This is a genomic window from Mesorhizobium onobrychidis, assembly GCF_024707545.1.
Lineage (GTDB): Bacteria > Pseudomonadota > Alphaproteobacteria > Rhizobiales > Rhizobiaceae > Mesorhizobium > Mesorhizobium onobrychidis.
This window is the reverse complement of sequence record NZ_CP062229.1, coordinates 857,456-882,233: the sequence shown is the minus strand read 5'-3', so window position 1 is coordinate 882,233 and position 24,778 is coordinate 857,456. Positions and strand designations below refer to the sequence as shown.

The 24,778-nt window shown below is 62.9% G+C and carries 22 protein-coding genes and 1 tRNA gene; 12 read left to right on the top strand and 11 right to left on the bottom strand.

Annotated features, from left to right (window positions below; all coding sequences use genetic code 11):
- Positions 1-39: 39 nt before the first annotated feature.
- Genes IHQ72_RS04170 through IHQ72_RS04160 form a run of 3 tightly spaced genes read right to left on the bottom strand, consistent with a single transcriptional unit; the run spans position 40 to position 3,851 of the window.
- On the bottom strand, positions 40-1,536 hold the full coding sequence (locus tag IHQ72_RS04170; protein WP_258123725.1) for an ATP-binding protein: 1,497 nt from the start codon (positions 1,534-1,536) through the stop codon (positions 40-42).
- A gap of 59 nt (positions 1,537-1,595) precedes the next feature.
- Positions 1,596-2,291 (bottom strand): response regulator transcription factor, encoded by a 696-nt coding sequence (locus tag IHQ72_RS04165; protein WP_258121304.1) that lies wholly within the window; start codon positions 2,289-2,291, stop codon positions 1,596-1,598.
- 3 nt (positions 2,292-2,294) lie between these two features.
- Complete coding sequence (locus IHQ72_RS04160) at positions 2,295-3,851, bottom strand: DUF4153 domain-containing protein (protein WP_258121303.1); 1,557 nt, start codon at positions 3,849-3,851, stop codon at positions 2,295-2,297.
- Between the two features lie 298 nt (positions 3,852-4,149).
- Between IHQ72_RS04160 and IHQ72_RS04155 the strand changes: the two genes are divergently transcribed.
- On the top strand, positions 4,150-5,028 hold the full coding sequence (locus IHQ72_RS04155) for an HpcH/HpaI aldolase/citrate lyase family protein (protein WP_258121302.1): 879 nt from the start codon (positions 4,150-4,152) through the stop codon (positions 5,026-5,028).
- Positions 5,029-5,054: 26 nt separating this feature from the next.
- Positions 5,055-5,261, top strand: a complete 207-nt coding sequence (locus IHQ72_RS04150) for a DUF1737 domain-containing protein (RefSeq protein ID WP_095495667.1) — start codon at positions 5,055-5,057, stop codon at positions 5,259-5,261.
- Between the two features lie 163 nt (positions 5,262-5,424).
- On the opposite strand, the gene IHQ72_RS04145 is transcribed toward IHQ72_RS04150, so the two are convergent.
- Positions 5,425-5,847, bottom strand: a complete 423-nt coding sequence (locus tag IHQ72_RS04145; RefSeq protein WP_127314839.1) for a metallopeptidase family protein — start codon at positions 5,845-5,847, stop codon at positions 5,425-5,427.
- Between the two features lie 174 nt (positions 5,848-6,021).
- On the opposite strand from IHQ72_RS04145, the gene IHQ72_RS04140 reads away from it, so the two are divergent.
- From IHQ72_RS04140 to IHQ72_RS04130, 3 genes are read left to right on the top strand one after another with little or no spacing between them, the layout of a single operon-like run.
- On the top strand, positions 6,022-7,038 hold the full coding sequence (locus tag IHQ72_RS04140; RefSeq protein WP_258121301.1) for an ImuA family protein: 1,017 nt from the start codon (positions 6,022-6,024) through the stop codon (positions 7,036-7,038).
- Positions 6,980-8,455: a DUF6504 family protein gene (locus IHQ72_RS04135; protein WP_258121300.1), complete on the top strand. Its 1,476-nt coding sequence runs from the start codon at positions 6,980-6,982 to the stop codon at positions 8,453-8,455. Before IHQ72_RS04140 ends, IHQ72_RS04135 begins: the two co-directional genes overlap by 59 nt.
- On the top strand, positions 8,452-11,817 hold the full coding sequence (locus IHQ72_RS04130; RefSeq protein ID WP_258121299.1) for an error-prone DNA polymerase: 3,366 nt from the start codon (positions 8,452-8,454) through the stop codon (positions 11,815-11,817). The genes IHQ72_RS04135 and IHQ72_RS04130 overlap by 4 nt, the downstream gene beginning before the upstream one ends.
- Before the next feature lie 239 nt (positions 11,818-12,056).
- On the opposite strand, the gene IHQ72_RS04125 is transcribed toward IHQ72_RS04130, so the two are convergent.
- From IHQ72_RS04125 to IHQ72_RS04110, 4 genes are all read right to left on the bottom strand, one after another.
- Positions 12,057-12,293 carry a Trm112 family protein gene (locus tag IHQ72_RS04125; RefSeq protein ID WP_258121298.1) on the bottom strand — a complete coding sequence of 79 codons (237 nt, stop codon included), beginning with the start codon at positions 12,291-12,293 and terminating at the stop codon, positions 12,057-12,059.
- A gap of 237 nt (positions 12,294-12,530) precedes the next feature.
- Positions 12,531-13,202: an LON peptidase substrate-binding domain-containing protein gene (locus IHQ72_RS04120; RefSeq protein ID WP_095495673.1), complete on the bottom strand. Its 672-nt coding sequence runs from the start codon at positions 13,200-13,202 to the stop codon at positions 12,531-12,533.
- A 166-nt stretch (positions 13,203-13,368) separates the two neighbouring features.
- Positions 13,369-14,367: a thioredoxin gene (trxA, locus tag IHQ72_RS04115; protein ID WP_258121297.1), complete on the bottom strand. Its 999-nt coding sequence runs from the start codon at positions 14,365-14,367 to the stop codon at positions 13,369-13,371.
- Between the two features lie 94 nt (positions 14,368-14,461).
- Positions 14,462-14,959: a prolyl-tRNA synthetase associated domain-containing protein gene (locus IHQ72_RS04110; RefSeq protein ID WP_258121296.1), complete on the bottom strand. Its 498-nt coding sequence runs from the start codon at positions 14,957-14,959 to the stop codon at positions 14,462-14,464.
- Between IHQ72_RS04110 and IHQ72_RS04105 the strand changes: the two genes are divergently transcribed.
- Entirely contained in the window at positions 14,958-15,161 is a 204-nt protein-coding gene (locus IHQ72_RS04105) for a hypothetical protein (protein WP_258121295.1), read from the top strand. The genes IHQ72_RS04110 and IHQ72_RS04105 overlap by 2 nt on opposite strands.
- Before the next feature lie 29 nt (positions 15,162-15,190).
- A tRNA-Gly gene (locus tag IHQ72_RS04100) sits at positions 15,191-15,265 on the top strand.
- A gap of 1,224 nt (positions 15,266-16,489) precedes the next feature.
- On the opposite strand, the gene IHQ72_RS04095 is transcribed toward IHQ72_RS04100, so the two are convergent.
- Both IHQ72_RS04095 and IHQ72_RS04090 read right to left on the bottom strand, forming a co-directional pair.
- Positions 16,490-16,768: a hypothetical protein gene (locus IHQ72_RS04095; RefSeq protein WP_258121294.1), complete on the bottom strand. Its 279-nt coding sequence runs from the start codon at positions 16,766-16,768 to the stop codon at positions 16,490-16,492.
- 420 nt (positions 16,769-17,188) lie between these two features.
- Positions 17,189-18,472: a cystathionine gamma-synthase family protein gene (locus IHQ72_RS04090; protein ID WP_258121293.1), complete on the bottom strand. Its 1,284-nt coding sequence runs from the start codon at positions 18,470-18,472 to the stop codon at positions 17,189-17,191.
- A gap of 573 nt (positions 18,473-19,045) precedes the next feature.
- Here IHQ72_RS04090 and IHQ72_RS04085 point away from each other — a divergent pair.
- From IHQ72_RS04085 to IHQ72_RS04070, 4 genes are all read left to right on the top strand, one after another.
- The gene (locus IHQ72_RS04085; RefSeq protein WP_258121292.1) at positions 19,046-19,450 is read left to right on the top strand and encodes a hypothetical protein; all 405 of its coding nucleotides are present in this window, start codon (positions 19,046-19,048) and stop codon (positions 19,448-19,450) included.
- A 147-nt stretch (positions 19,451-19,597) separates the two neighbouring features.
- Complete coding sequence (locus IHQ72_RS04080; RefSeq protein ID WP_258121291.1) at positions 19,598-20,236, top strand: DUF1326 domain-containing protein; 639 nt, start codon at positions 19,598-19,600, stop codon at positions 20,234-20,236.
- 59 nt (positions 20,237-20,295) lie between these two features.
- The gene (locus IHQ72_RS04075; RefSeq protein WP_258121290.1) at positions 20,296-21,105 is read left to right on the top strand and encodes a DUF2182 domain-containing protein; all 810 of its coding nucleotides are present in this window, start codon (positions 20,296-20,298) and stop codon (positions 21,103-21,105) included.
- Between the two features lie 866 nt (positions 21,106-21,971).
- On the top strand, positions 21,972-22,121 hold the full coding sequence (locus IHQ72_RS04070) for a hypothetical protein (protein ID WP_258121289.1): 150 nt from the start codon (positions 21,972-21,974) through the stop codon (positions 22,119-22,121).
- Between the two features lie 347 nt (positions 22,122-22,468).
- Here the strand turns inward: IHQ72_RS04070 and IHQ72_RS04065 are convergent, their stop codons facing one another.
- Complete coding sequence (locus tag IHQ72_RS04065) at positions 22,469-23,338, bottom strand: helix-turn-helix domain-containing protein (protein WP_258123724.1); 870 nt, start codon at positions 23,336-23,338, stop codon at positions 22,469-22,471.
- A gap of 106 nt (positions 23,339-23,444) precedes the next feature.
- Between IHQ72_RS04065 and IHQ72_RS04060 the strand changes: the two genes are divergently transcribed.
- Positions 23,445-24,716, top strand: a complete 1,272-nt coding sequence (locus tag IHQ72_RS04060; RefSeq protein ID WP_258121288.1) for an ABC transporter substrate-binding protein — start codon at positions 23,445-23,447, stop codon at positions 24,714-24,716.
- Positions 24,717-24,778: the final 62 nt, after the last annotated feature.

The window sequence follows — 24,778 nt, the reverse complement described above, 5'->3', positions numbered from 1 at the left end:
GCATGATCCCGAAAGCCGGTTTTCGGATCAGGCTCCAATTCACACAGCCGGCAGGATGATCTCGAAGCGCGTGCCGCGCTCGGAGTCAACCAGCCGGATCGTGCCATCATGCGCTTTCAGGAGGGCCAGCACGATGCCGAGGCCCATGCCGGTGCCGCCTGAATCGCGGCGCGTTGTGAAGAATGGCTCAAAGATGCGGGCCCGGTTGCTGGGCGAAATGCCGGCGCCGTCGTCGCTCAGCTGGACAATCGCCTTGCCGTCCGTACTCGCCGCCGTAATGAAAACGAGCGTCGCTCCATGCCGCGCCGAATTGTCGATGAGATTGGCGAGCACGATCGCCGCGTTCTCGGCCGAGATGCGCAGGCGGATATCGCCGCCGGCCTCGACACGAACCGCCAGCTTGGCCTCGGCCGGCAGCAGCGCCAGCGCGGCGCCAACCGACGTGCTTTCGCCGCTGGGCGCAAGATTTTCGGCGCGCGCCAGGTCGAGCAGACGGCGCACCAGCAGATTGAGCCGCCCCGCGTCGGTGACGATGTTGTTCGAAAACCGCCGCCGCTCGGCCTCATCCATTGCGCTACCGGAATCGCGCAGCAATTCGGCCGCACCCTGGATCGCCGTCAGCGGCGATTTGAGCTCGTGCGAGACATGGGTGGCGAAGGTCTGGATGCTGTCCGACCGCGCATGCAGCTTTTCGGCCATGTCGAGGAAGGCGTCGGAAAGCGCTGCCATCTCGCGCGTGCCGTGATGATCGAGCGGGATGATGGCTTCTCGATCACCCGCAGCGATGCGCTTTGTCCGGTCCATCAGCGCGTAGATCGGCCGGCTGACGGTGCGCAGGAAGATCAGGCCGATGAGCAGCGTGCCGCCGAGGATGGCGATCGCCGCCAGCACCACCTTGCCGCGCTCGCCATAGAGATGCTTGACGATGTTGTTCGGCGTTCGCGACAGATAGACCACGCCGGCGACCTTGCCGTCGACGGCGACCGGCATGGCGACGAAGACGCGGACTCTCGTGCCGCGGCTGACCGAATAGAGCGATGGTGAAGGCTGGTTCGGAACCCTCTGCCGGAGCGCGCTGGCGTAGCGGCCGGCCAGCGCCTGGCGAACCTCCTCGACAGCGCCGAGCGACAGGCCGACCTCTTCGCGTCCAGCGATGACGACGCCTTTCGCGTCGAGCAGCCGGAAGCCGGCAAGCGTGGTTTTCTGCGTCTCGGCAAGAATGCCCGACAGGCGAGCGCCGATCGCCGTGAAGGCGTGATCGACGGTGGCGGCCGTCGCCGCAGGCCGTGTCGCCAGAACCCTGTCGGAGGCGAGATCGAGGCTTGGCTCGATCGGCCGGTAGGGAGAGTCCGGATTGTCTCTGTCGGCAGGCACGGCCGCGCCGAGCCTCTCGGCCGGGATGCCCGCGGCGCGGACGTCCTGTGCATAGATGGCGGCAAGGACGGCTCCCTGCGCGATCAGCTCGGCCTCGGTCTGGCGGATCAGCTGGTTCTCGTAGAGCCGGAAGAAGAACAGGCCGACCAGCGGCAGCGCCATCACCATGATCAGGATGGCAACAACGACCGTGGCGAGGCGCGGCCGCCATTTCTGCGCCGTCACGCGCCGCACCTGCCCAGCCGGAAGCCGACGCCATGCACGGTCTCGATCGCATCCGTGCAGCCGGCCGCCGCCAGCTTGGCGCGGATGTTGCGGATATGGCTGTCGACGGTGCGGTCGGCGACATGGATGTTGCCGGCATAGGCATTGGCCATCACCATGTCGCGCCCGAGCACATGCGCCGGGCGTGCCAGAAACCCTTTCAGGATGGCGAATTCGATCGAGGTCAGCACCAGCGGCCTGCCGTCGAAGCTGGCGGCATGGCTGGCCGGCAGCAAAGCCAGTCTGCCGTGCGAGAATTGCCTGTCGTCGGCCTGTTCGGCCTTTGCCGGGCGAGCGCGCCGTAGGATGACATTGACGCGTGCGACCAGTTCACGCGGGCTGAACGGCTTGGTGACATAGTCGTCGCCACCCATTTCGAGCCCGAGGATGCGGTCGATCTCTTCATCGCGCGCGGACAGGAACAGCACCGGCACATCGGATGTGTGCCTGAGCCGCCGGCAGACCTCCAGCCCGTCCATCTCCGGCATGCCGATGTCGAGCACGACAAGATCGGGCGCGCGGCGTTCGATCGCCTGCAATGCGGCGGCGCCGTCGGCTACGGCAACCGTTTTCATGCCGGCCTTTTCGAGCGCGAAGCAGATGATTTCGCGGATGTGCGGATCGTCGTCGGCGACTAGGATGTTATGCGGCATGGATCAGGGACCCGGCGCGAAGGTTTCGGAGCCCTGAGGAACCACGAATGGGATACGTGTGTCGAGAGTACGAAAGAGCCGCCAGTCGCGAAAGCTCCAGGCGCGCCAGTTTTCTCGGCCGGCGCGGTAGCGGGCCTTGTCCTGCCCAAGCAAACGGGCGAGTTCGCGGTAGGAGGGAACGCTGGCCGCATTCGTCCTGCCCTGATGCTCGAGGAAGCGGTCGAGCGCCGGCCAGGCGCTGGGACCGAGCGAACGCAGATACCAGAAATCGAGCTCGGTGCCCTGACCGGTCATTTCGAAAGAGTGCTCGACATTGTAATTGGCGATCAGCGCCGCGAAATTGATGAAGGAGCAGGCATAGAGCGTCATCGAAAGCGTCAGAAGATTGGCGGAAAGCAGCCATTCATTGGATTTTCCGAGCGCGATGCGGGCGATGATCAGGGCAAGGCCCGCCGCCACCAGCCCCATCCAGACAAAGGCGGCGACTCGCCAGTAGGTCAGCGCATAGATGCCGATATAGAGTTCGAGCCGCAGGATCGACGAGATGACCAGAACGATGTTCTGCGCCACCCAGACATAGACCAGCCGGCGGATGAACGGATCGCCGGAGGTCGTGCTGCCCGGCCGCAACGCCGCCAGGACGAAAGCTGCGGCCAGCAGCGCGGTGACGATCAATGGATAGGCGCCGCGATGCGCGTAGGCGGCGTAGGTCAGCCCGTCGGGAAGCGCGATGCCGCCCCACAGATAGGTGGCGTCGAGCACGGTCTGCACCGCGATCAGGATGTTGAAGACGACCAGCGCGCGAAGAATGGCGGCCTTGCCGAAGATGATGTCCTCGATCGCCTTGGCGGGTTTTGTCGGCGTCGTCACCCCGCTGACAGGGACAGGTGACACCCGACGCGCAATGCGGCGCAAAAAGCACGGCAGGCGCGGGCGCAAAAAGACCCAGACGCCGGCAAGCACCAGGAGCCAGAAGGCCAGCCGCGGCAGCTGGATGAGGTCGAGCAGTGCGAGGAGATCGATCAGCGACAGCCAGTATTCGATGACCGGATTGGCGGCGCCGAACAGCGCGAGAAACACTGCGCCCAGGGTCAGCGGCATGATCCAGACCGCGATCGCCGCAAGGCGGATGCGCCGCCGACCCAACCGCCGCGCTGCCTTGCGCCAGCGGAAGAAATCGTGCACGAACCGGAAGGGTGCTGCGAGCAGGAAGAGCGCGACCTGGCCGGCAATGCGGGCAGCGCCGCGCCGCAGCCGGCCGACCAGCGAAAGCGCAAAGCCGGCCATCGCCGCCAGCCCGATCGCGACGGACAGCGCACTGACATTTTCGATAAGCGGCAGCAGCCCGACAAGCAAGGCGGCGAATCCGAGCCACAGACCGCGGGCGCTGAGCGCCGACGGCTGGATCGCCGCGGCTGCGGCGGCAAGCGTGATGCCGAACAGGAAAAACGTGATGCCGACGGACTGCCCATAGAAGAAGAAATCCGCCAGCGCGGCAAGCAGGACGGCAACGCCGAATCGCGCGCAATAGCTCGGCGCGGCCGTAAGGAACGATGTCATGATCGGATTTTCTCGGCGGCTTTGATCCGGCCGGCATACCGGGGCGGAGATTTGCGGATGAAGGGGAAGAGGGTCGCCGAACCGTGCGGCCGGGGTGGATCGACGAGCCACCAACCGTCATTGCGGAGGCGGTACGGCAGGGACCAACGGGGCTTTTCTCGCTCTTGCATACCGCCTGTATCGCCGGCCGAAATGAGGGCAGCGAGGCGCGTCGGAGGAGATTTTCGGGAGTTTTATGCAGTTTTCGTGCAGGCCAAGACCGCTTGCCTCGACCGGCCGCAGGCGGCATAGATCTGAGATGACTGAAACCTACCGCCCGCGCCGCTCGGTGCTTTACGTCCCGGCCTCGAACGACAAGGCGCTGGCCAAGACCTCATCGCTGGCCTGCGATGCCGTCATCGTCGATCTCGAAGATGCCGTCGCCCCAGCCGACAAGGTTTCCGCGCGGGAAAAACTGGCCGGCATCTTCGCCAATCGCCCCGGCCGGCGCTGCGAGATGGCCGTTCGCATCAACCCGCTCTCCAGCGAATGGGGCGCCGACGATTTGCTGGCTGCGGCACGCTGCGAGCCCGACGCCATCCTGCTGCCCAAGGTCGACACGCCGCGCGATGTTCTGGAAGCCGGCGACGTGCTCGACGACAATTTTTCACCCGACGAGGTGAAACTATGGGCGATGATCGAAACGCCCAAGGCTCTGCTCAACATCGGACCGATTGCCGAGCTTGGCCGCGATCCGGCCTCGCGGCTGGTCTGTTTCGTTGCCGGAACGAACGATCTGGTCAAGGAGACCGGCATTCTCGCCACGCCCGACCGGCGCTATCTCTCACCGTGGCTGATGCAGATGGTGCTCGCCGCGCGCGCCGGCGGCCTCGACCTGCTCGATGGTGTCTTCAACGATTTTCGCGATCTGGACGCTTTTGCGCGCGAATGCGGGGAAGCGGCCGCCATGGGATTTGACGGCAAGTCGCTGATCCACCCGGCCCAGATCGATGCCGCGAACCGGGCCTTTGCGCCATCTGCCGAAGCGGTGGCCGAGGCACGCTCGGTGAAGGATGCCTTCGCGCTTGCCGAAAATGCCGGCAGGCAAGTCATTGCGCTGAATGGAAAAATGGTCGAACGGCTGCATCTGGCGCAGGCCGAAAAACTGCTGGCGAAGGCGGCCGCCATCGGGGCATGATTGGCAACTCACGACAGGAATGAAAAATGAAACTCTACCGCTTTCTGTCCGGTCCGGACGATTCCAGCTTCTGCCACAAGGTGACGGCAGCGCTGAACAAGGGCTGGCACCTGTTCGGCTCGCCGACCTATTCCTACGACATGGAGGCCAAGGCCATGCGCTGCGGCCAGGCCGTGGTAAAGGATATCGAGGGTCAGGAATACGGACCCAACACCAAGCTCAGCGATTGGTAGATTTTGCAAGGCTCCGACGCAGGGTGTGTTGAGATTCAGGTCAGGCCGCGCCGAGAATGGTGGTTTCCCGAGAACCGGAGCGGAGCGTACTTTGGGTACGTGAGCACCGGAAGCGCAGGGAACTGCCGTTCGCAGGCCGGCATCACCTGAATATCAATACAGCCTACTCCGCCGCCTCTTCGATCCGCTCCATATCATCGTCCGACAGGCCGAAATGGTGGCCGATCTCGTGGATCAGCACATGAGTGACGATATCGCCAAGCGTCTCCTCGTTCTCGGCCCAGTAGTCGAGGATGGCGCGGCGGTAGAGCGTGACGCGGTTCGGCCCCTCGCCGGTCTGCGGATTCCAGCGCTCGGCGATGCCGCGCCCCTCGAACAGGCCGAGCAGGTCGAAAGGCGTTTCCAGCGACAGGTCGTCCATGATCTCGTCGGTCGGAAATTCGGCGATCTGGATGATAATCTCGCCGGTCAGCTTGCGAAATTCCTCCGGCAGATGGGCGTAAGCCTCTAAGGCCAGGAACTCCATTTCCTCCATCGACGGCGAAAGCTCGTCGTGCCAGGTACGGGTCTTGTAGATGCGGGCCATGCTTTGTCCTTCTGATCCCGGCATATAGGCTTTCGAGCCGGACTCGGCAAATGGCCGGTTTGCCGTCCCGGCGCGGGCAGGAATAAATTCCCCATGACTCCGCTTGACTCTTCGGGCGCCCTCTGGAATCCTAGAGAACATAACAGGAACAATTGTGAGTGGAAGCTGACCGTCATGGCGACAAGCGCCGTGGCGCGGGAGACTGTTTTTGCCCTGCGCCGCCAGATCGCGAAGATCGAGGGAACGCTGCCCGAGCGCCTGGAGGCGCCGGCCGGCGCAGCTCCCGTTGATGCGGATGTCACGCCCCGGGATCTAACAATCGTCCGCCGCGGCCTCGCCGTGGCGCCGCCCGATGCGTTTCTGCGCACCGGCGCCGAAGGTCTCGATACTGCGCTCAGCGGCGGCCTGCCGAAGGCGGCGCTGAGCGAGATCTATGGCGCCGCCACCCGCGATGCCGGGGCCGTCGCCGGCTTCACGCTGTCGCTCGTCAGCCTGATCCTCAAACAGGGGCCGCGACTGCCGGTCCTGTGGATCGGCACCGCGGAGATCTTCCGCGAAGCCGGCTTTCCCTATGCCAGAGGGCTTCACGCCATTTTCGGCATCGAGCCGGAGCAATTGCTGTTTTCCGAGGCGCCAAGGCTCCTCGACGCGCTGTGGACCGCCGAGGAGGCCGCCCGGATGACGGCGCTCGCCGCCGTCATCCTCGAAATCCGCGGCAGTCCGCAGCGGCTGGACCTCACGGCGACGCGGCGGCTGCACGCCCGGGCACAGAATGCCGGCCGGCCGGTGTTCCTGCTGCGCCAGGCCGGCGAACCCGAGCCGACGGCGGCACCCGTCCGCCTCGTCCTGTCGGCGGCGCCGTCGGCACCACGCGAGACGATCGCCGGGCCGCTCGCCGGCTCGATCGGCCGCCCCGCCTTCACCGTCAGCATCGGCAAGAGCCGCACGGCCTTGCCAGGACAATTCACACTGGAGTGGAACCCCGATGAACGCAGTTTCGAGGAAAGAAGGCCCGGGGAAGAACGGGCAGCGAATCCTGTCCCTGTGGTTTCCGCATCTCGCCGCGGAAAGGATCCTGCGGCAGCGTCTGGGGCGGTCCTGGCGTTCCCGGCGATCGGATCACCTGCCCCTGGTGATCAGCCATCGCCAGGGGAACGCGCAGCGCATCGCCGCCCTCGACGAGCGGGCTGAGGCGCTTCACCTGAAGCGCGGCATGGGCATAGCCGACGCGCGCGCCATGCATCCGTCGATCGACGTGGTGGAAGCCGATCCCGAGGCCGATCGCCGCCTGCTCGAAAGCCTCGCCGACTGGTGCGACCGCTACACTCCGCTGGTGGCGATCGACGCGGCCGACGGCCTGTTTCTCGACGTCACCGGCTGCACCCATCTTTTCGGCGGCGAACGATCGATGCTGGACGACATCCTGTCGCGCTTTTTCCATCAGGGTTTCGATGTCCGCGCCGGCCTTGCCGCCACACCAGGTGCTGCCTGGGCGGCGGCACGGTTTGCCAGTGACCGCATCGTCCCCTGCGGCGAAGAGGAAGCGCTTCTCGCACCCTTGCCGCTGGCGGCGCTGCGCATCGAGCCTGATATCCGCGCCAGCCTGGAAAGCGTCGGCCTGCGCACGGCGGGCGCCGTCATGGCAGCACCGCGCGCGCCGCTCGCCCGCCGCTTCGGCACATCGCTGCTTTTGCGCCTCGACCAGGCGCTCGGCCGCCTCGACGAGGCGGTGTCGCCGCGCCTGCCGGTCGCGCCGCTTTCGGTCGAACGCCATCTCGCAGAACCCGTCATGCTGACCGACGAAATAGAGCGGCTGGTGAAAATGCTGGCGACGACATTGAAGGCGGACCTCGAGCGCCGCGGCGAGGGCGCAAGAAGGCTGGCGCTGCTGCTTTTCCGCGTCGACGGCGCCGTCAGCCGCATCGCCGTCGGCACGTCGCGGCCGTTGCGCGAGCCGTTGCTGATCCAGAAATTGTTCCACGAAAGGCTTGCCGCGCTCGAACAGGACATCGATGCCGGCTATGGCTTCGATCTCGTGCGCCTCTCGGTCCTGTCGGCCGCGGCCTTCGACATGCAGCAGGCGGATCTCGCCGGCGAGACGCGCGATGACGGCGCCGATATCGCCCTTTTCGCCGACCGCATCCGCGCCCGACTCGGCGACAGCGCGGTTTTGAAACCGGTTGCCGTCGAGAGTCATCTGCCGGAGCGCGCCGTCGCCACGCTTCCCTATGCGGAGGCGCCGCAAAGGGTCTCTCCGCCGAAGAAGCCGGGCAAGATACAAGACACTTCCTCCAAGCCTGTCTTTCGGCCGGAACGGCCGATCCGGCTGTTCCGTTCGCCCGAACCGATCGAGGTGCCGGCCACCGAAATGCCTGAGGGACCGCCGATGAACTTCCGTTGGCGGCGGGCTCTCTACCGGGTCGCGCGCGCCGAAGGGCCGGAGCGCGTCGCCCCGGAATGGTGGCGGGAGGCGTCGGGGCAGGAGGCGACCCGGGATTATTTCCGCATCGAGGATAGCGACGGCCGCCGTTACTGGCTCTACCGCCAGGGTCTCTACGGGGCCTCGCACGCCGCGCCGCGCTGGTTCATGCATGGGGTCTTCGCATGAACGCGCTGACGGTCGTTCCCTATGCCGAATTCGGCATCCAGTCGAATTTCTCGTTCCTGCGCGGCGCCTCGAAGCCGGAGGAGCTGGTGGTCGCGGCAAAGTTTCTGGGCTTTTCGTCGATCGGGCTTGCCGACCGCAACACGGTGGCCGGTGTCGTGCGCGCCTGGCAGCAGGCCAAGGTGGAAGGTCTTTCCTATCATCCCGGCTGCCGCCTGGTTTTTTGCGATGGCACGCCCGACGTTCTCGCCTATCCGCAGGACCGCAAGGGCTGGGGCCATCTGTGCCGCATGCTGACGCAAGCCAATATGCGCGACGAAAGCGAAAAGGGCGCACCGCTTCTCTATCGCGACGACTTTTTCGAATGGGGCAATCTAATGTCTCTGGCAGTCCTGCCGGATCTATCGGCGGGCGCCAATGATGACCTCACTTTGCTTAGCCGGCTTAAAGATCGCTTCGGCAAGGCTTTGCGGCTTGCCGTTTCACCGGATTATCACGGCAACGACCGCTTCCGTTTCGAGCAGGCAGCTGCCATGGCTGAGGTATCAGGCATTCCGCTGATGGCGACCAACGACGTTCTTTACCATACGTCCGAACGGCGCCGGTTGCAGGACGTGCTGACGGCGATCCGCCTCAACGTGCCTATTGCTGAAGCGGGACTGGAACTGGCAGCCAATGCCGAGCGCCATTTGAAGCCGCCAATGGAGATGGCGCGGCTTTTCCGCAGGCATCCGCAGGCATTGGCGGAAACGCTGCGCTTTGCCGGCGAATTGAGCTTCTCTCTCGGTGACCTCCAATACAACTATCCCGACGAACCGACGGAATCCGGCCTCGGGCCACAGGCCGAACTGGAACGGCTGGCTCGAGAGGGAGCCGCGATACGGTATCCCTCAGGCGTTCCCGCCGATGTGACGAAGCGCATCCGGGAAGAGCTCGCTTTGATCGAGCGCCTGAATTACGCGCGCTATTTCCTGACTGTCTACGACATCGTCAAATTCGCCCGCAGCCAGGACATACTCTGCCAGGGGCGTGGCTCCGCAGCCAACTCGGTGGTCTGCTATTGCATCGGCATCACCGAAGTGGGCCCCGAGCGGATCGACTCGCTTTTCGAGCGCTTCATTTCCGAGGAAAGAAACGAGCCACCAGATATCGATGTCGATTTCGAACATGAAAAGCGCGAAGAGGTCATCCAGTATATCTATTCCAAATACAGCGCCAAGCGTACCGCGCTTGCCGCGGCCGTCGTCAGCTACCGGGGCCGGTCGGCGATGCGCGAAGTGGCCAAGGCGATGGGCCTGTCGGACGACGTCAGGAGCGCGCTGTCCAGCTCGATCTGGGGCTGGTCGACCTCGGAGCTCGGCGAAAAGGAGACCAGGGCCGGCGGCCTCGATCAGACCGATCCAGCGACAAGGCAGGTGATCGAATGCGCCAACGAGATCATGGGCTTTCCCCGTCATCTGTCGCAGCATGTCGGCGGCTTCGTCATCACCAGGGACCGGCTCGACGAGATCGTGCCCATCATCAAGACGGCGATGGACGAGCGCAAGATGGTCGAGTGGGACAAGGACGATCTCGACGCGGTGAAAATCCTCAAAGTCGACGTGTTGGCGCTCGGCATGCTGACCTGCCTGCAGCGCGCCTTCACCCTGCTCCAGGATCATTATCCTGATGAGCGGGATGACTATGGCCAGCCCTATGTGCTGGCCACCCTCCCTGCCGAGGACAAACATGTCTACGACATGATCTGCCGTGCCGACACGATTGGCGTCTTCCAGATCGAATCCCGCGCCCAGATGTCGATGCTGCCGCGGCTCAAGCCGAAAACATTCTATGACCTCGTCATCGAGGTGGCGATCGTGCGGCCGGGCCCGATCCAGGGCGACATGGTCCACCCCTATCTGCGCCGCCGGCAGGGCAAGGAAAAGCCCGAATACCCCAAGCCGGAACTGGAAGAAATACTCGGCAGGACGCTGGGCGTGCCGCTGTTCCAGGAACAGGCGATGAAGATCGCCATCGTCGCCGGCGGCTTCAGGCCGGGCGAGGCCGATGAACTGCGCCGCGCCATGGCCACCTTCAAGCGCACCGGCACGATCGGCAATTATCGCAAGCGGATGGTCGACGGCATGGTTTTGCGGGGTTACGAAAAGGACTTCGCCGAGCGCTGCTTCAAGCAGATCGAGGGTTTTGGCGAATACGGCTTTCCCGAAAGCCATGCCGCCTCCTTCGCCCTGCTGGTCTATGCCTCCTGCTGGTTCAAGACCTTCTATCCCGACGTGTTCTGCGCCGCGATCCTGAATTCCCAGCCGATGGGGTTTTACCAGCCGGCTCAGCTTGTCCGCGACGCGTGCGACCATGGCGTCGAAATCCGCGAGGTCGACGTCAATTTTTCCGGTTGGGACTGCGCATTGGAGGAAGCGCCCTTCGACCCGGCCCGCATCCTCGACCGCCATGCCCAGATGCGCGGCGTCATCCGGACCAATCATGCCGTCCGGCTGGGTTTTCGCCAGGTCAAGGGCCTGTCGAAGGAGCGCATGGAGGTGTTTGTCGCCAGACGCGGCGACGGTTATGCATCCGTTCGCGATGTCTGGCTGCGCTCGGGCCTCTACGTCGATGAGATCGAGAAGCTGGCGCAAGCCGACGCCTTCCGTTCGCTCGGCCTCGACCGCCGCGACGCCTTGTGGGCGGTCCGCGCGCTCGACGGCAGGAGTGCCGCCGAGACCCTGCCGCTGTTCGACCAGCCGGCGATCCGCTTGCGCGATCTCGAGCCCGCGACCAGGCTGCCGACAATGCCGCTCGGCGAGCACGTCGTCCACGACTACCGTTCGCTCGGCCTGTCGCTGAAGGCGCATCCGTTGGCCTTTCTGCGCCAGCGGCTGGACCGTTCCGGCGTCACGCCCAATGCGCGCCTCCCCTGCGTACCGGATGGCAGGCGGGTCTCCGTCGCCGGCCTGGTGCTCGTGCGACAGCGCCCGGGCACTGGCAAAGCGATCTTCCTGACGCTGGAAGACGAGAATTCAGTCGCCAACGTCATTTTCTGGGAAAGAACCTTCAACCGCTACCGGCCCATTGTCATGGGCGCGCGGCTGGTCCGCGTCACCGGCAAACTGCAGTCGGAATCGGACGTCATCCATATCGTCGCCGAGAAGGTCGAGGATCTGACGCCCTGGCTGTCCGTGCTTTTGGAGGAGGCCGGTACCGGCCAGCCTGTCAATGAGCGTTCAGCCAGTGGGCGCATGGAGAATGGCAACCGTAAAAGGGGCGCTGCAGATGCAAATGCCCCACAAGCCGCGCCTGTCCAACGGGATCTCGCGACACTGTCGGGAAAGGCGGAGAAGGTCATGCCCAAGGGGCGCAATTTTCAATAGGCACTGTGCGGCGGACGAAAGCCAACCGCCTGATCGTAACGAGGCCGCGGGACAGCGGCCCCCCTCTGCCCTGCCGGGCATCTCCCCCTCAAGGGGGGAGATCGGCAGCTTCGCCTGCAGCGCCTTTCCTGCAACGTTGGAGATTGCCGAGGCCGGCCGCGACAGACAATCTCCCTCTTGAGGGGGAGATGGCCGGCAGGCCAGAGGGGGGCGGCGCAGAGCGCCGACACCCAATACGTTCAGGACGGTCCGCCCAGGCGCGGGGGCAATCCTTCCTCGAAGGGGATCGCGCGCGCTTCCGAAGGCAGCATGATCGGGATGCCGTCACGCACAGGATAGGCAAGCCTTGCGACCCGCGAGATGAGCTCGCCGCGCTCCGGATCCCAGGTAAGCGGGCCCTTGGTCAGCGGGCAGGCCAGCAATTCCAGCAGCTTGGGATCGACATTGGCCTTCTTTCCGTCACGCCAATCCACCATTTTTGTCTATCCTCTGGGACAATCGCCGCCGGTTCGCATGGCCTTGCCTTCTCCCCTTGTGGGAGAAGGTGGCCGAGCCCACGGGTCTTGCCTTCGGCAAGCCCGAGGACAGGCTCCGCTCGGTCGGATGAGGGGTGTTCCAGCTTGGCACCGACAGCGCTCCGTCCAACACCCCTCAACCGTCTTGGCGCTGCGCGCCAATCCACCTTCTCCCACAAGGGGAGAAGGAAGAGCCGCCTATTGCAGGCTCGACCCGAAATCCTCGTTTTCGCGTGCCAGCGCCATTTCGGTGATGGCGATCAGCGTTTCGGCGCGTGTCTTCAGGTCCGCCGCTTCGAGTAGCGCCTGTTTCTCGGCCGGCCCATAGGGAGCCATCATCGATAGCGCATTGACCAGCATGGCATTTTCGGCGCGGCTGACGCTTTCCCAGTCGGCTTCAAGATCGTTGGCCTGCAGATAGGCGCGAAATGCCTTGAGCAGCGCCGGCCGGTCGATCCCGGCCTCTGCCTGATCTTCATCGAGGTCGGTGAGAAAGGGCGCAAACCGGCACTGGCGAAAGGGCGTCTTGACCGCGAGTTCCTGCACGATGCGGAACCGGCACACACCTTGCAGCGAAATCAGGTAACGGCCGTCGCCGCTCTCGGAAAGCGCGATGATGCGTCCGGCGCAGCCGACATTGCAGAGTTCCGGCTCGCCATCGGCACGCCGCGCACCGTCGAGGCTGGGCTGTATGACACCGATCAGCCGCGATCCGGCGATCGCCTCATCCACCATCTCCAGATAGCGCGGCTCAAAAATGTTGAGCGGCATGCGGCCGCCCGGCAGCAGCAATGCGCCTTCAAGCGGGAAGATCGGCACCGTCGACGGCAAATCCGTATCGAGCCGGTAATGCGCGTTTCCCGCCTGCACTTCAAACCTCCGCTCGCTTCCTCAAGAAGCGCATCAAGCCAGCACACCCCATCGCAACCTGACGCGTAAATCGTCACGAAACGAAGAACGGATCGGTCAGGCCTTCTAATCTGGCGCAGCCGTCGTCGACCGCAAGGCCATCAGGCAAAAACAGCTTGATGCGCGCTCAGGAAAACAGCAGCGACGACAATTTGCGCCGCGCCGCCAGCGTTGCGTCGTCGGTCATGCCCCATGCCTCGAAGAACTGCAGCAATTGCGTCCTGGCGCCGTCGTCGTTCCACGAGCGATCGGCTTTGACAATCGCCAGCAAATTGTCGGCCGCGGCCATGCGCTCGCCGTTGGCGTTCTGGATCATGGCAAGATCGAACCGTGCCTGGTGGTCCCCGGGGTTCTCAGCCAGGCGCCGCTCAAGCTCGGCCGGATTGCCAAGTGCTTGTGCCTGCGCGGCAAGCGCCATCTTGGCGCGCACCGCGGCGAGCGGCGGCGCATCCTTCTTTGCTTCCGGCGCCCGCGCCAGCACGGCTTCCGCGCCGTCGGCATCGCCGGCCTCGAACAGCAGATCGCCCAGCCCGGCAATCGCCTCGATCGTCTCCGGCGCCTGTTCCAGGATCGCGTCGTAGATGTCCGCCGCGGTCTGCACATCGCCGGCGTCGCGCGCCTCCGCGGCGGCGGCGAGCGCCTCGGCCACCTGCGGCGCACCATTTTTCTTGCCGCCGACCTTCTGGATGAACTCGGCGATCTGGCTCTCGGGAATGGCGCCCATGAAGCCGTCGACCGGCTGGCCGTCCTTGAAGGCGATGACCGCCGGTATCGACTGGATGCCGAGCTGTCCGGCGATCGAAGGATGGTCGTCGATGTTCATCTTGACCAGCTTGACCTTGCCGCCGGCGGCGGTGACCGCCTTTTCCAGCAGCGGCGTCAGTTGCTTGCAGGGCCCGCACCATGGCGCCCAGAAATCGACCAGGACCGGCTGACGCCGCGATTCCTGGATGACGTCGGCGGCAAATGTGGCGGTCGTCGTATCCTTGATGACGTCGACGGCGACAGACGGCTCGCCAGGCGCGACTTTCGCGGGGGCGGCCTCAGTGCCGCCATACTGCACAGTGGTGGCATACTGTCCGCCATTGCTGCCAAATGGGCCGCCAAATTGATTGTTGTCGCTCATCTCGTCGCCCTTTCGGTCGCGCCGCCGGCCACCGGCCCGGCGCAACGTCCTTAATTCTCACCCAGAAGTCGGTTTATCGTCATCCATGTGGCGATCATGCCGTGACTTTCAAGATAACAGCATCATGCCCGGTTGCCTCGACGAATTTGACGAGGTCGGCGGCGGCGATCGACGTCGTTGCCTCGTTGGTCAGCGGATGGGCGTTGATGACCGCATGGTCCATCAACTCCTGGTCGAGAACGACCTTGACCCGCAACTCCGTATCGTTGATCAAGCCGAACACCGTGACCGCCCCCGGAACGACGCCGAGAAGCTCCATCAGCATCTCCGGCTTGCCGAAGGACACGCGCCCGGCGGCGCCGATGACATTATGAATCTGCTTGAGATCGACCACCGCCTCCTCGCCGACGCTGACCAGGAAGAAATTGTCCTTCTTGTCCTTGAGGAAAAGGTTCTTGGTGTGCCCGCCGGCAATTTCTCCACGCAGCGCCTGCGAATCGGCGACCGTGAACAGCGGCGGATGACGCAAGGTCGAGACCTCGATCCCGAGATCGGTGAGAAAGGCGAAAAGCTCGGCTTCGGTTTTCGGCATGTTGTTTCTTGTGGGACTTGTTGTTGTCGCGGTTTCGATCATGCCGTTTACGGCCAATGACGCGGCCGAGACAAGACCGTTGCGCAGCGACGCGCTGATTCCGTGCACGATCGACGCTGCGGAAGGCTTGTATACGTCGCAAGGTGCGGCCAAAAAACCTGCGATTTCCCTGTTGCAATCGCCGCGCCCTTCAGCCATATAGGCGCGGCTTGCGGCCCAAAAGCCGCGCGAGCGGGTGTAGCTCAGGGGTAGAGCACAACCTTGCCAAGGTTGGGGTCGAGCGTTCGAATCGCTTCACCCGCTCCAGATCTTCTTTAGATTTGAAAAGCTTAAGGGGCCCGGGTATCCGGGCCTTTTTGCTGTCTGGCGCCGGGGAGTGTCAGGGGTAAATGTGGCCCGAATTCGCACCACCGGTTGCATTGTGACTGATACGGCGACATTCGAGAAGGCAAGACCTCTGATGGATCGCAGTTATGATGGCTCGTAGCCACAATCGACCGCTGCATGCGCAGGACCAACAAACTCCGGCACGAGCCTGAGCGATGGAAAGTCTGTCACCGACCGATATCTCGGCTTCGCTTATTTCGGATATTAAGCAGAACGTAGCTGCGTTTTCGATTGGCCTCGCCCGCCTCGACAGGGATCGGCCGGATGCAGATCTTCTAGGGTCGGGCACACTTGTGCAAGTTCTAGGCAAAAGAGCAATTTTGACAGCCCATCATGTCTTAGAGGTACTGCCCAGATCAGGGGAATTGGGTCTCATCCTTTCATCAAACGCAGGTGCGCCTACCGTCTCGGTGGAAGCTCTGAAGTACTTGCGAATTGATCGCGGGCTAGGTGACGAGCTTGGTCCAGATTTAGGTGCCATAATTCTCCCTCCAATCGTGCCATCCAGTCTCGCAGCAAAGAAATCATTCTTAAATCTGACTGTGCGTCGGGAGCGAATGTTGAACGAGCCGCCAGCTGCAGATGACGGTTTGTGGTGCCTCTGTGGCCTTCAGAGCGCACTGACTGAAGATTCCAAACCCGCCTTTGGCTTCACGCGGTTAAAGCGTTTTCGCGGGTTTTGCCCCGTCGGCGGCGTGGAAGTGGCTCCGCCTATCGGAATGCATGACTACTTCACTTTTCCGATACCGCACGGGAAAGGCTCCCCCTTGCCGGATAGAATCGGAGGTACTAGCGGCGGAGGCCTTTGGCAGTGTCTCCTCAGCCGTGCGCCGGATGGCGGTCTAGAGGTGAGTGAGTGCCTATTCTCAGGCTTAGCCTTTTATCAAGGACCGATCGACGGCGGTTGGTCGCCGGTTAGATGTCACGGCCGCAAGAGTGTCTATCAAGTTGCTTATGATGCTATGGCCGCGGGGTAAGACGTGAACAGCGGATGGCCGCTTTCACGACAGGGGAAGTAGAATGGACGTCCATTCCAGACTAATCTTCCATCCAGCGCGCGTGTTGTCGAGACGACAAACCTCGTCCGATCTAGCTGGCGTCTGAAATGGGCGCGATCAACGCATTGCGTGAAGTAGTAGCGAATCACTCGTGGTAGTGATCGAAGACGGCTTCGATCGTTTCGAGTGCCCTCTTTGTTTGTTCGGCCGACGGCGGCTTCGCAGACGTAAAGCCTATTTGGCCTGGCAGGTTCGTAGTCTTTGAGACAACGAGATATGTGATGTCCGGCCGACCAGCTGATGTTTCTTCCCGAGAGATCTCGTCAAGAATTGGTTTCCACGGGCCTTGGGCTGGAATGCCGAGCGCCGCACCCAACTCGCTGTAATAGATCGTGCGGCGCTGCTGTGCGCGGTCGCGCAGCATCCTGGCTATCGCATCCTTGTGCTCAAGGTACAGGACCATACTTTTCCCCTCCACCAACTCTCCTCATACCCTACGCGGACACTGGCACAAGACGACTACAGGTTCAAATGGCGCTTGGCGCCGAGCGGTCGGACTTGGAAAAAAGGCCGGACTGATCAGACCTCCACTGGGGCACTATCGGAGCTTTATATTCGGCATACTCCATCACAGGTTAGGGTGCCGGGCCGCAAAGCCTTTTGATCCTGGCGTCTTGCCAGCGCTGAACCGGTCGCGGGGAGCGTCGGGGGAGCGGCCGCGCTTTTTTCAGCGGCCATGCCCCCTCCCGGTCAAAAAAACCGGGGTGGGGTCAGGGTGACCCCCTGGACGCGGCAATCGCGACGAGATGGATGCCAGTCCGCCCATCGGATGTCATGGCATTTTTCAGGCGAGGGCGAGCGCCTGGGTGATATCGGCGACAAGGTCGTCGGGGTGTTCGACGCCGATCGACAGCCTTATTGTCGACTCAAGAACGCCGATTCGTTCCCGAACGTCTTTGGGCACACCCGAATGGGTCATGGCGGCAGGATGGCTAGCCAGTGATTCCGTGCCGCCAAGGCTGACGGCAAGTTTCAAAATCTGAAGGGCGTTGAGGAACGCGAACGCCGCCGCCTGACCACCGCGGATGTCGAACGAGAACGTCGATCCGGCACCCGTACATTGCGTCCTGAATACGCCCGCGGCCGGAGTGTCGTCGCCGAGGAATGGCAGATAGGCGACCCTTGCAACCTTCGGATGGTCGGCCAGGAATTCGGCGACGATGCGGGCATTGGTGTTGGCTTTCTCCATGCGAATGCTCAGAGTCTCCAGCGAGCGGCCGAGCATCCAGCACGAGTGCGGATCGAGTTGCGTGCCGATCGCCCCCCTGAGCGCCTTGATCGATTTGGTGGTGGCCTTGCTGCCAAGTGCCGCGCCGGCGATCAGATCGGAATGACCACCGACATATTTGGTCAGGGAATAAACGGAAACGTCAACGCCGTGGTCAAGCGGACGCTGAAATACCGGTCCGAGCAAAGTATTGTCGCACACGACGACCGGGCGCTGTCCCTGCTTGGCGGCGATCTCGTCGGCGATGCGGCCGACAGCCATTAAATCGACCAACGAGTTGGTCGGGTTGGAAGGCGTTTCGATGAAGATGACCGATACGCGGCCTTTCCTGCAACCTTCATCGGCCGCAGCGCGAATGGCTGATTCATCGACACCATCGGCGAAACCCACAGCGTCAACGCCAAAATTGGCCAGGGTCTTAGCCAACAAAGTTTCGGTGCCGCCATAAAGCGGTTGCGAATGCACGATGACGTCACCCGGACGGGCGAAGGCAAGCAGGGTGGTGGCGATGGCCGACATGCCTGACGAGAACAGGATACAGGCCTCGGCGCCTTCGTAGATTGCCAGGCGATCCTCGACGATTTCGCTGTTGGGATGATTGAAGCGGGAATAAACCAAGCCGGCTCCGGTTCCGCTCGGCGGTTCCTTGCGTCCGGATACGAAATCGAAGAAATCGCGCCCCTCTTCGGCAGATCGGAACACGAAGGTCGAGGTGAGGAACACTGGCGGCTTCACCGCACCCTCCGACAGCTGAGGGTCGAAGCCGTAGCTCAGCATCAAAGTTTCCGGATGCAGCCGATGATTTCCAATATGCGTCTTGGACGGGCGTGGGGCAGTCATGACGACGATCCTCCAGTCAGGTTGTTCAGACCAAAATTAGAGGAAGAACCAACCCCAGTCTCTTGCTAACTCCACGCGGGTCCTTGGTCATCCAGACAGATCAGGCACTCCATGGTGCGCTCGCGCCAGAGGAATGTGATTTCGGACTCGAAACGGTCCGAGCGGTCCGATCTTTTTCTAATTCTAAGCGCGAACGGCAACCAAGGACCGATAGTGGCGCAGGCAGTAGGAGAATTGGAGACATACCGGACCGACTGGACCGGAAATGGTTGAGCCGATGGCTTGGGTGCCAAGCCGGAAGACGTGGGACACATTTAGCGAGGCGCCCAGTTGCTTCCCCATGTGACACAGCAAGAGATCAGATCAGGAGGGATGAGGGCCTGCCTTAAGTGCGCTCTCGCGGCGCGCAGAGGCCGGCCCGGGGCCGCGCATATAGTGGAGCTCCGGCCGGTAGCGCGGTGCAACAAATTCGCGAAAGGCTGATGCCAACTGAGTCGAACGATCCATGACAGAATCTTTCCCTGGGCGCACTCGTAGCTGATTCCTGTAACCGCAAGCCGCGGCCGCACGAGGATGTTCGTTTCCGATTTTTGTCTGCGCTACGACGCCTTTTCCGCCGGCCGCGGACGTACCGGCGGCGGCCACATCTTTCAGGAATGCGCTGCGCGACCATATCCACAGTCTCGCGGCCATCGAGGCGCTCCTTATGACCTTGTGACGGCCGGCGGACATGGTGGCAAAGTCCGCGACGCCGACGTCGATTCGGTCTCGGGCGATGGACTGCTTGAACAAAAGACCGAATCGGATTGGGTCGCAGTCAGAAATCCCCATGAGGTGACGGACGACCAGAGGGCTACCCCCACGGCGGCGGCCAAGAACACTGCGGGAAGGCCGAACAGAAGCTTACGCGACATCATTGTCCCAACCTCACACGCCGGTATCGATGTGGAACAGGGTCTTCGCGCCCGGCATGTCTGAAGCAGTGGAGGCAAGAACCGTGCCACGCAATCGCAAGGCCGGGCTTCCGGAATCAGCGGAGGGGAAATCAGCGAGCGATGCACGAACTACTGGAGTGCGCCCAGCCTACGACGTATAATTAGCTCTAAATTTCAGGGAGGAAGAGCCATGAATGCAGTGCCTCAATGGCGGCTTGCAGGCGACTGGTTCGACATCTGCAGCTGCGACATCCCTTGTCCTTGTGAGTTCGCCCAGCGGCCGACCGGCAATCACTGCCAGGGCGTGCTCGCCTGGCATGTGCGCGAGGGTCAGTATGGCGACGTGAACCTCGACGGCCTGACGCTGGTGGCGCTCGGCGAGTTCGAAGGCAATCTATGGGCCGGCGAGGCAAAAGTCGTGATGGGCATGTACCTCGACGAGAAGGCGAACGAGCGGCAGCGCGAAGCCCTGCAGGCGATCTTCGGCGGCCAGGCCGGCGGCTGGCCGGCGGGCTTTGCCGCCAATATCGGCGAGATGCGTGGCATGGAGTTCGTGCCGATCACTTTCGAGGTGGCGGGCGACCTCGCCACCTGGCGGGTCGAGATTCCTGGCCTCGTCGTCGGGCATGCGGAAGCGCTTTCCGGTCCCACAACACCACCCGGCAAGCGGGTGCAGACAATCAACCCGCCGGGCTCGGAGGTCGGCCCGGGCCAGGTTGCCACCTGGGGGCGTTCTGTCGAGGTGAGCACCAAAGGCTTCGGGCTCGACTGGACGGGCACGGCCCGCTCGAGCAAGCACATTCCGTTCGACTGGACCGGCCCGAACTAGGGGTGCCGATGCCTGACGCGTTCCCCAGGAAATCGTGGCGGCTCCGGAATTTGCGTGGCATGCCGCTCGGCCTTCTCGCATCGCTCGTCGTGCTGACAGCGGCGGCGTGGGCGCTCACGCTCTACCAGACCTTCAGCATGGATATGCCGATGGGCATTGCGGTGCGCGGCGGGATGGAGGGTATGGAAGGCATGGCCGGCATGGCGATGGCCGGAATTGCCGCCGACGGCTGGTCACTCGCCGGCGCCGCCGCCTTTCTTGCTGTATGGACTTTGATGATGGCGGCTATGATGCTGCCGGCCGCGGCGCCCATGATCGTTATGTTCGCGGCGGCGCAGGCTAGGCGCGAACAGCACGTGGCCATCCCGACATGGATGTTCGTCGCGGGCTACATGCTCGTCTGGGCGGCGGCGGGCCTTCTCGTGTATGTCCTGGTCCAGTTCGGCAGCGAGTTTGCAACGAGCCTCGATCCGCCTCAGCGTTCGAAATGGGCGCCGCTCGCACTCGGTGTCACGCTTGGCGTCGCCGGACTCTACCAATTCACGACCCTCAAGCACATTTGCCTCAGCCATTGCCGTTCGCCGCTCGCTTTCGTTGCGCAGCACTGGCGCGACGGGCGGGTTGGCGCGCTCGAGATGGGGCTGCGCCACGGGCTCTATTGCTTTGGTTGCTGCTGGGCGCTGTTTGCCGTGCTGGTCGCCGCGGGCGTCATGAGCGTCGCCTGGATGCTGCTGTTGACGCTGGTCGTCTTCGTCGAGAAGCTGCTGCAGCGTAGCCGTCGCTTCGAAGGTGCTTTGGGCATTGCGCTAATAGCCCTCGGAATCGTTGTGTCGTTCGGGGCGATCGACATGCCTTGGATGAGCGGTTAGCGGCTTTCGCTTCCATTCTCGCCAAACCGCGCCCAAGAGGGAGCTTTCAGATTAATCCGGCTCGCAATCGTGCGCGGGCGGCACCTAGCCGAATCATCCTGCCGGCATGCCGTCGCCGCTGGTTGTGCCGATTTTGTGCCGGTGGACGTCTGTCGCGGATTTGAGTTCAGCCGGCGACTGACGTGACACACGCCGCAGTGGCGGCGACCAATTCGTTAGAAGCAAGGCGAGCGCTTGTAACCTCTTTATATCGCAGCAGCGCCGCTATTTCCGGCTTCCGACCAAACATAGCCTAACCAAGGTTGGGGTCGAGCGTTCGAATCGCTTCACCCGCTCCAGTTTCCTCCAAGGGAATCAAGCATCGAAAAGCCGCGGTTCGCCGCGGCTTTTTCGTTTTTGGGCTGCACGGCATCACCCAACAGACGGAGCGAACTTGTCGCTTGCCGGCTGCCTGTGGCCTGCAGCCGCTTTGTTCGCTGCTCGGAATACCCCCAATTAGAGTTAGGACCTTTGCCTTTCAATTTCGGACCAAGGTCCCTTGCGGGCAGGTGCATTTAAACCAAACTGGCTAAGTAGTGGACCATCATATTAGAGAGTCCTCGTATACATGGTCCGGAACCATCCTGGCGGGAGAGCGGCTCGAAGGAGGAATTATGAAAACTCGAACCAGTCTGTTCGCAACGGTCGCCGCTCTCGCCCTTGTCGCGTCTCCGGTCCTCGCCGGACCCGGCGGCAATGGCGGCGGGAAGGGTAACGGCGCAAGCAACGGCAGCGGCGGAAACTCGGCCGCGGCTGGATCGCAGGGACACGGAGCCGCAACGTCTGCGGCGGCCAGGGATAAGTCCACTCGGGGAATTGCTCATGCAATGGCTGTCATTTCGACGACGCCGGCCTCGCCGCAGGCCACCCTGTCCTTGCAGGCGGCCTTAGACAAGTTCCTGGCAAGAACGGCCGGAGATGACCCGGCAGCGACTTCCGGCGACACCTCCGGCGAAATTCCCGACGCTGCCGAATAGAATTGCAAATCGTGCACTGCGCGCGACGGCGCACTGTACGATCGAGATTCTTGCCCGGCTGGCGGGCTCCTTCATCTGTTCGGCCGATGCCCCGGATCAAGGAAAAGCCGACATTTGAGCCCGATCCGAAGGGATCCCTGGAACGGTCCTGCCCCTACAGACTGATCCGGAGAGCACCACCGGCTTCGGCCGGTGGTGCGTTTTTGCGTGGGCGCTCAACTGGCGTTGGTGGCCATGTGCATCTCCTGCCAGAAAAGATGGCTGACCGTAGTGCAAATTACAATACAAGCGACATTCCTGATCGAGCGCGCCGGCATCGACCGGTGTGGCTATGCGCTGTGCATCGACTATCTGACGCCTGCGCCCCTGCGAAAATCCGACGGCGACATGCCGGCCAGTTTGCGGAACGACTTGTTGAAGGCGCTGAGCGAGCCGAAGCCGGAGTCCATGGCGACGCGCAGCACGTTGGCGTCCTGGTGCATCAGCAGCGCCTGCGCGTAGCTGAGCCGCAACAGGTTGACATATTCGTTGAGCGTCATGCCGGTCGATTTCTTAAAAATGCTCATGGCGTATTTGGGATGGATGTCGGCCGCCGCCGCGATGTCCACGCAGTCGATGTCGTAGAGGAAATTCTCCGCGATGAAGTCGCACATGCGCCCGACATTGCGCAGGGATTGCTGATCGAAGGGGCTGCCTGCTTCCTGCTCGATCGAAGTTTCGGGTACCAGCCGGTAAGGTTCGAAGCGCACCCGCTCCAGCCGCAGCAGCAGTTCGTTGACGGCGTGCTCGGCTTTGCCCGGATCGCCTGACCGGACGTAGCGGTTCCAGCGCTCGAAATTGTCGCTGTCGGACCGGTCGGTGGCATTGGTCACCAATGTCGCGCCCGTCATCAGCCGGTTGCGGACGTCCGCGGGCAGGTGCAGCCGGAAGAAGTGCACCAGCGGCAGATGCGCGCCGGCATAGACGGCGTCGTCCGACGCATCGTCCATCTGGTGCGGCAGGCCGCCCCAGAACAGGCACATGTCGCCGGTCGAAAGCGAGATCTCGTGCTCATCCATGCGGTAGTGCACGGCGCCGCACACGATGAAATTCACCTCGACCTGGGCATGCCAATGCGGCTTCAGCATCACCAGAGGCTGGGTGTGAAACATCTGCAGCAGCAGCGGGAGGCCCTCCACGCTGCTGGCGCCAGGCTGATAAAACGGCCTTTCCGGCATCTTACTTTCCGCCAATTTTTTATTCCTTTTGTCGCGGACAAGCCTTCCCCAGTGCCTAGTCTAGGCACGCTCGCGATGAGAGAGCAAATGAAATGGGAGGATTTCAATGCGCACCATACTGACCTGCGCCGCGCTCGCGCTTGCCTTGGGCTCTGCCCCGGCCTTTGCGCAATCCGGCGAAATCACGATCTGGAGCTGGAACGTCGCCGCTTCGTCGCTGAAGGCCACCATAGAAGGTTTCAACAAGCAGTTCCCCGATATCAAGGTCACGGTCCAGGATCTCGGCAACAACCCGACCTACGACAAGTCGATCGCCGGCTGCGCCGCCGGCGGCGAGGGGCTGCCGGATATCGTGACGATCGAGAACGGCGAAGCCGAGAACTACTGGAGCCAGTTCCCGGACTGCTTCGTCGACCTCCATACGCTCGGCTATACGGCCGAAGACCAGGCGAAATTCCCCGACTTCAAGCGCACCGAACTCGAAGTGGAAGACAAGGCCTATGCGATGCCATGGGATTCCGGCCCGGTGGCGATGTTCTACCGCCGCGATTTCTACGAGAAGGCCGGCGTCGATCCAACCTCGATCAAGACCTGGGACGATTTCATTGCCGCCGGCAAGAAGATCCAGGAGGCCAATCCTGGTGTGAAGATGACCAATGCCGATTTCAACGGCGACTCCGAATTCTTCCGGATGATCGCCAACGAGCAGGGCTGCGCCTATTTCGCCGCCGATGGGCAGTCGATCACCGTCAATCAGCCCGCCTGTGTGGCGTCGATGACCAAGATCAAGGAGATGAATGACGCCGGCATCATCACCTCGGCCGACTGGAGCACCAAGATCACCAACAACACCGCCGATACTGTCGCCAGCCAGATGTATGGCGGCTGGTATGAGGGCACCATACGCACCGAATCGCCCGACGGCGGTGGCAAATGGGGCGTTTATCTGATGCCGAGCCTCACCGCCGACGGCCCGCGCGCCGCCAATCTCGGCGGCTCCTCGCTCGCCATCACCTCGGTGTCCAACAACAAGGAGGCCGCCTACGCCTACCTGAAATACTCCCTCGCGACCAACGAGGGCCAGATAGCGATGCTGAAGGGTTTTGGCCTCGTGCCGTCGCTGATCTCGGCGCTCGATGACCCCTATGTCTCCGAAGGCCAGCCCTATTGGGGCGGCCAGGCGGTGTGGAAGGATATTCTCGGCACCTTGCCCAAGGTCGTCCCCAGCCGCGGCACGCCGTTCCAGAGCGACGCGGAAATCATCGTCCGCGCGGTGCAGACCAAATATCTGGGCGGTGGCTACCCCGACGCCAAGGCGGCGCTCGACGATGCCGCGAACCAGATCGCCTCGGCGACCGGCCTGCCGATCGAAGAGTGAGCTTCACGCGGCTCTCCCTTCTCCCCTTGTGGGAGAAGGTGTCGCCGAAGGCGACGGATGAG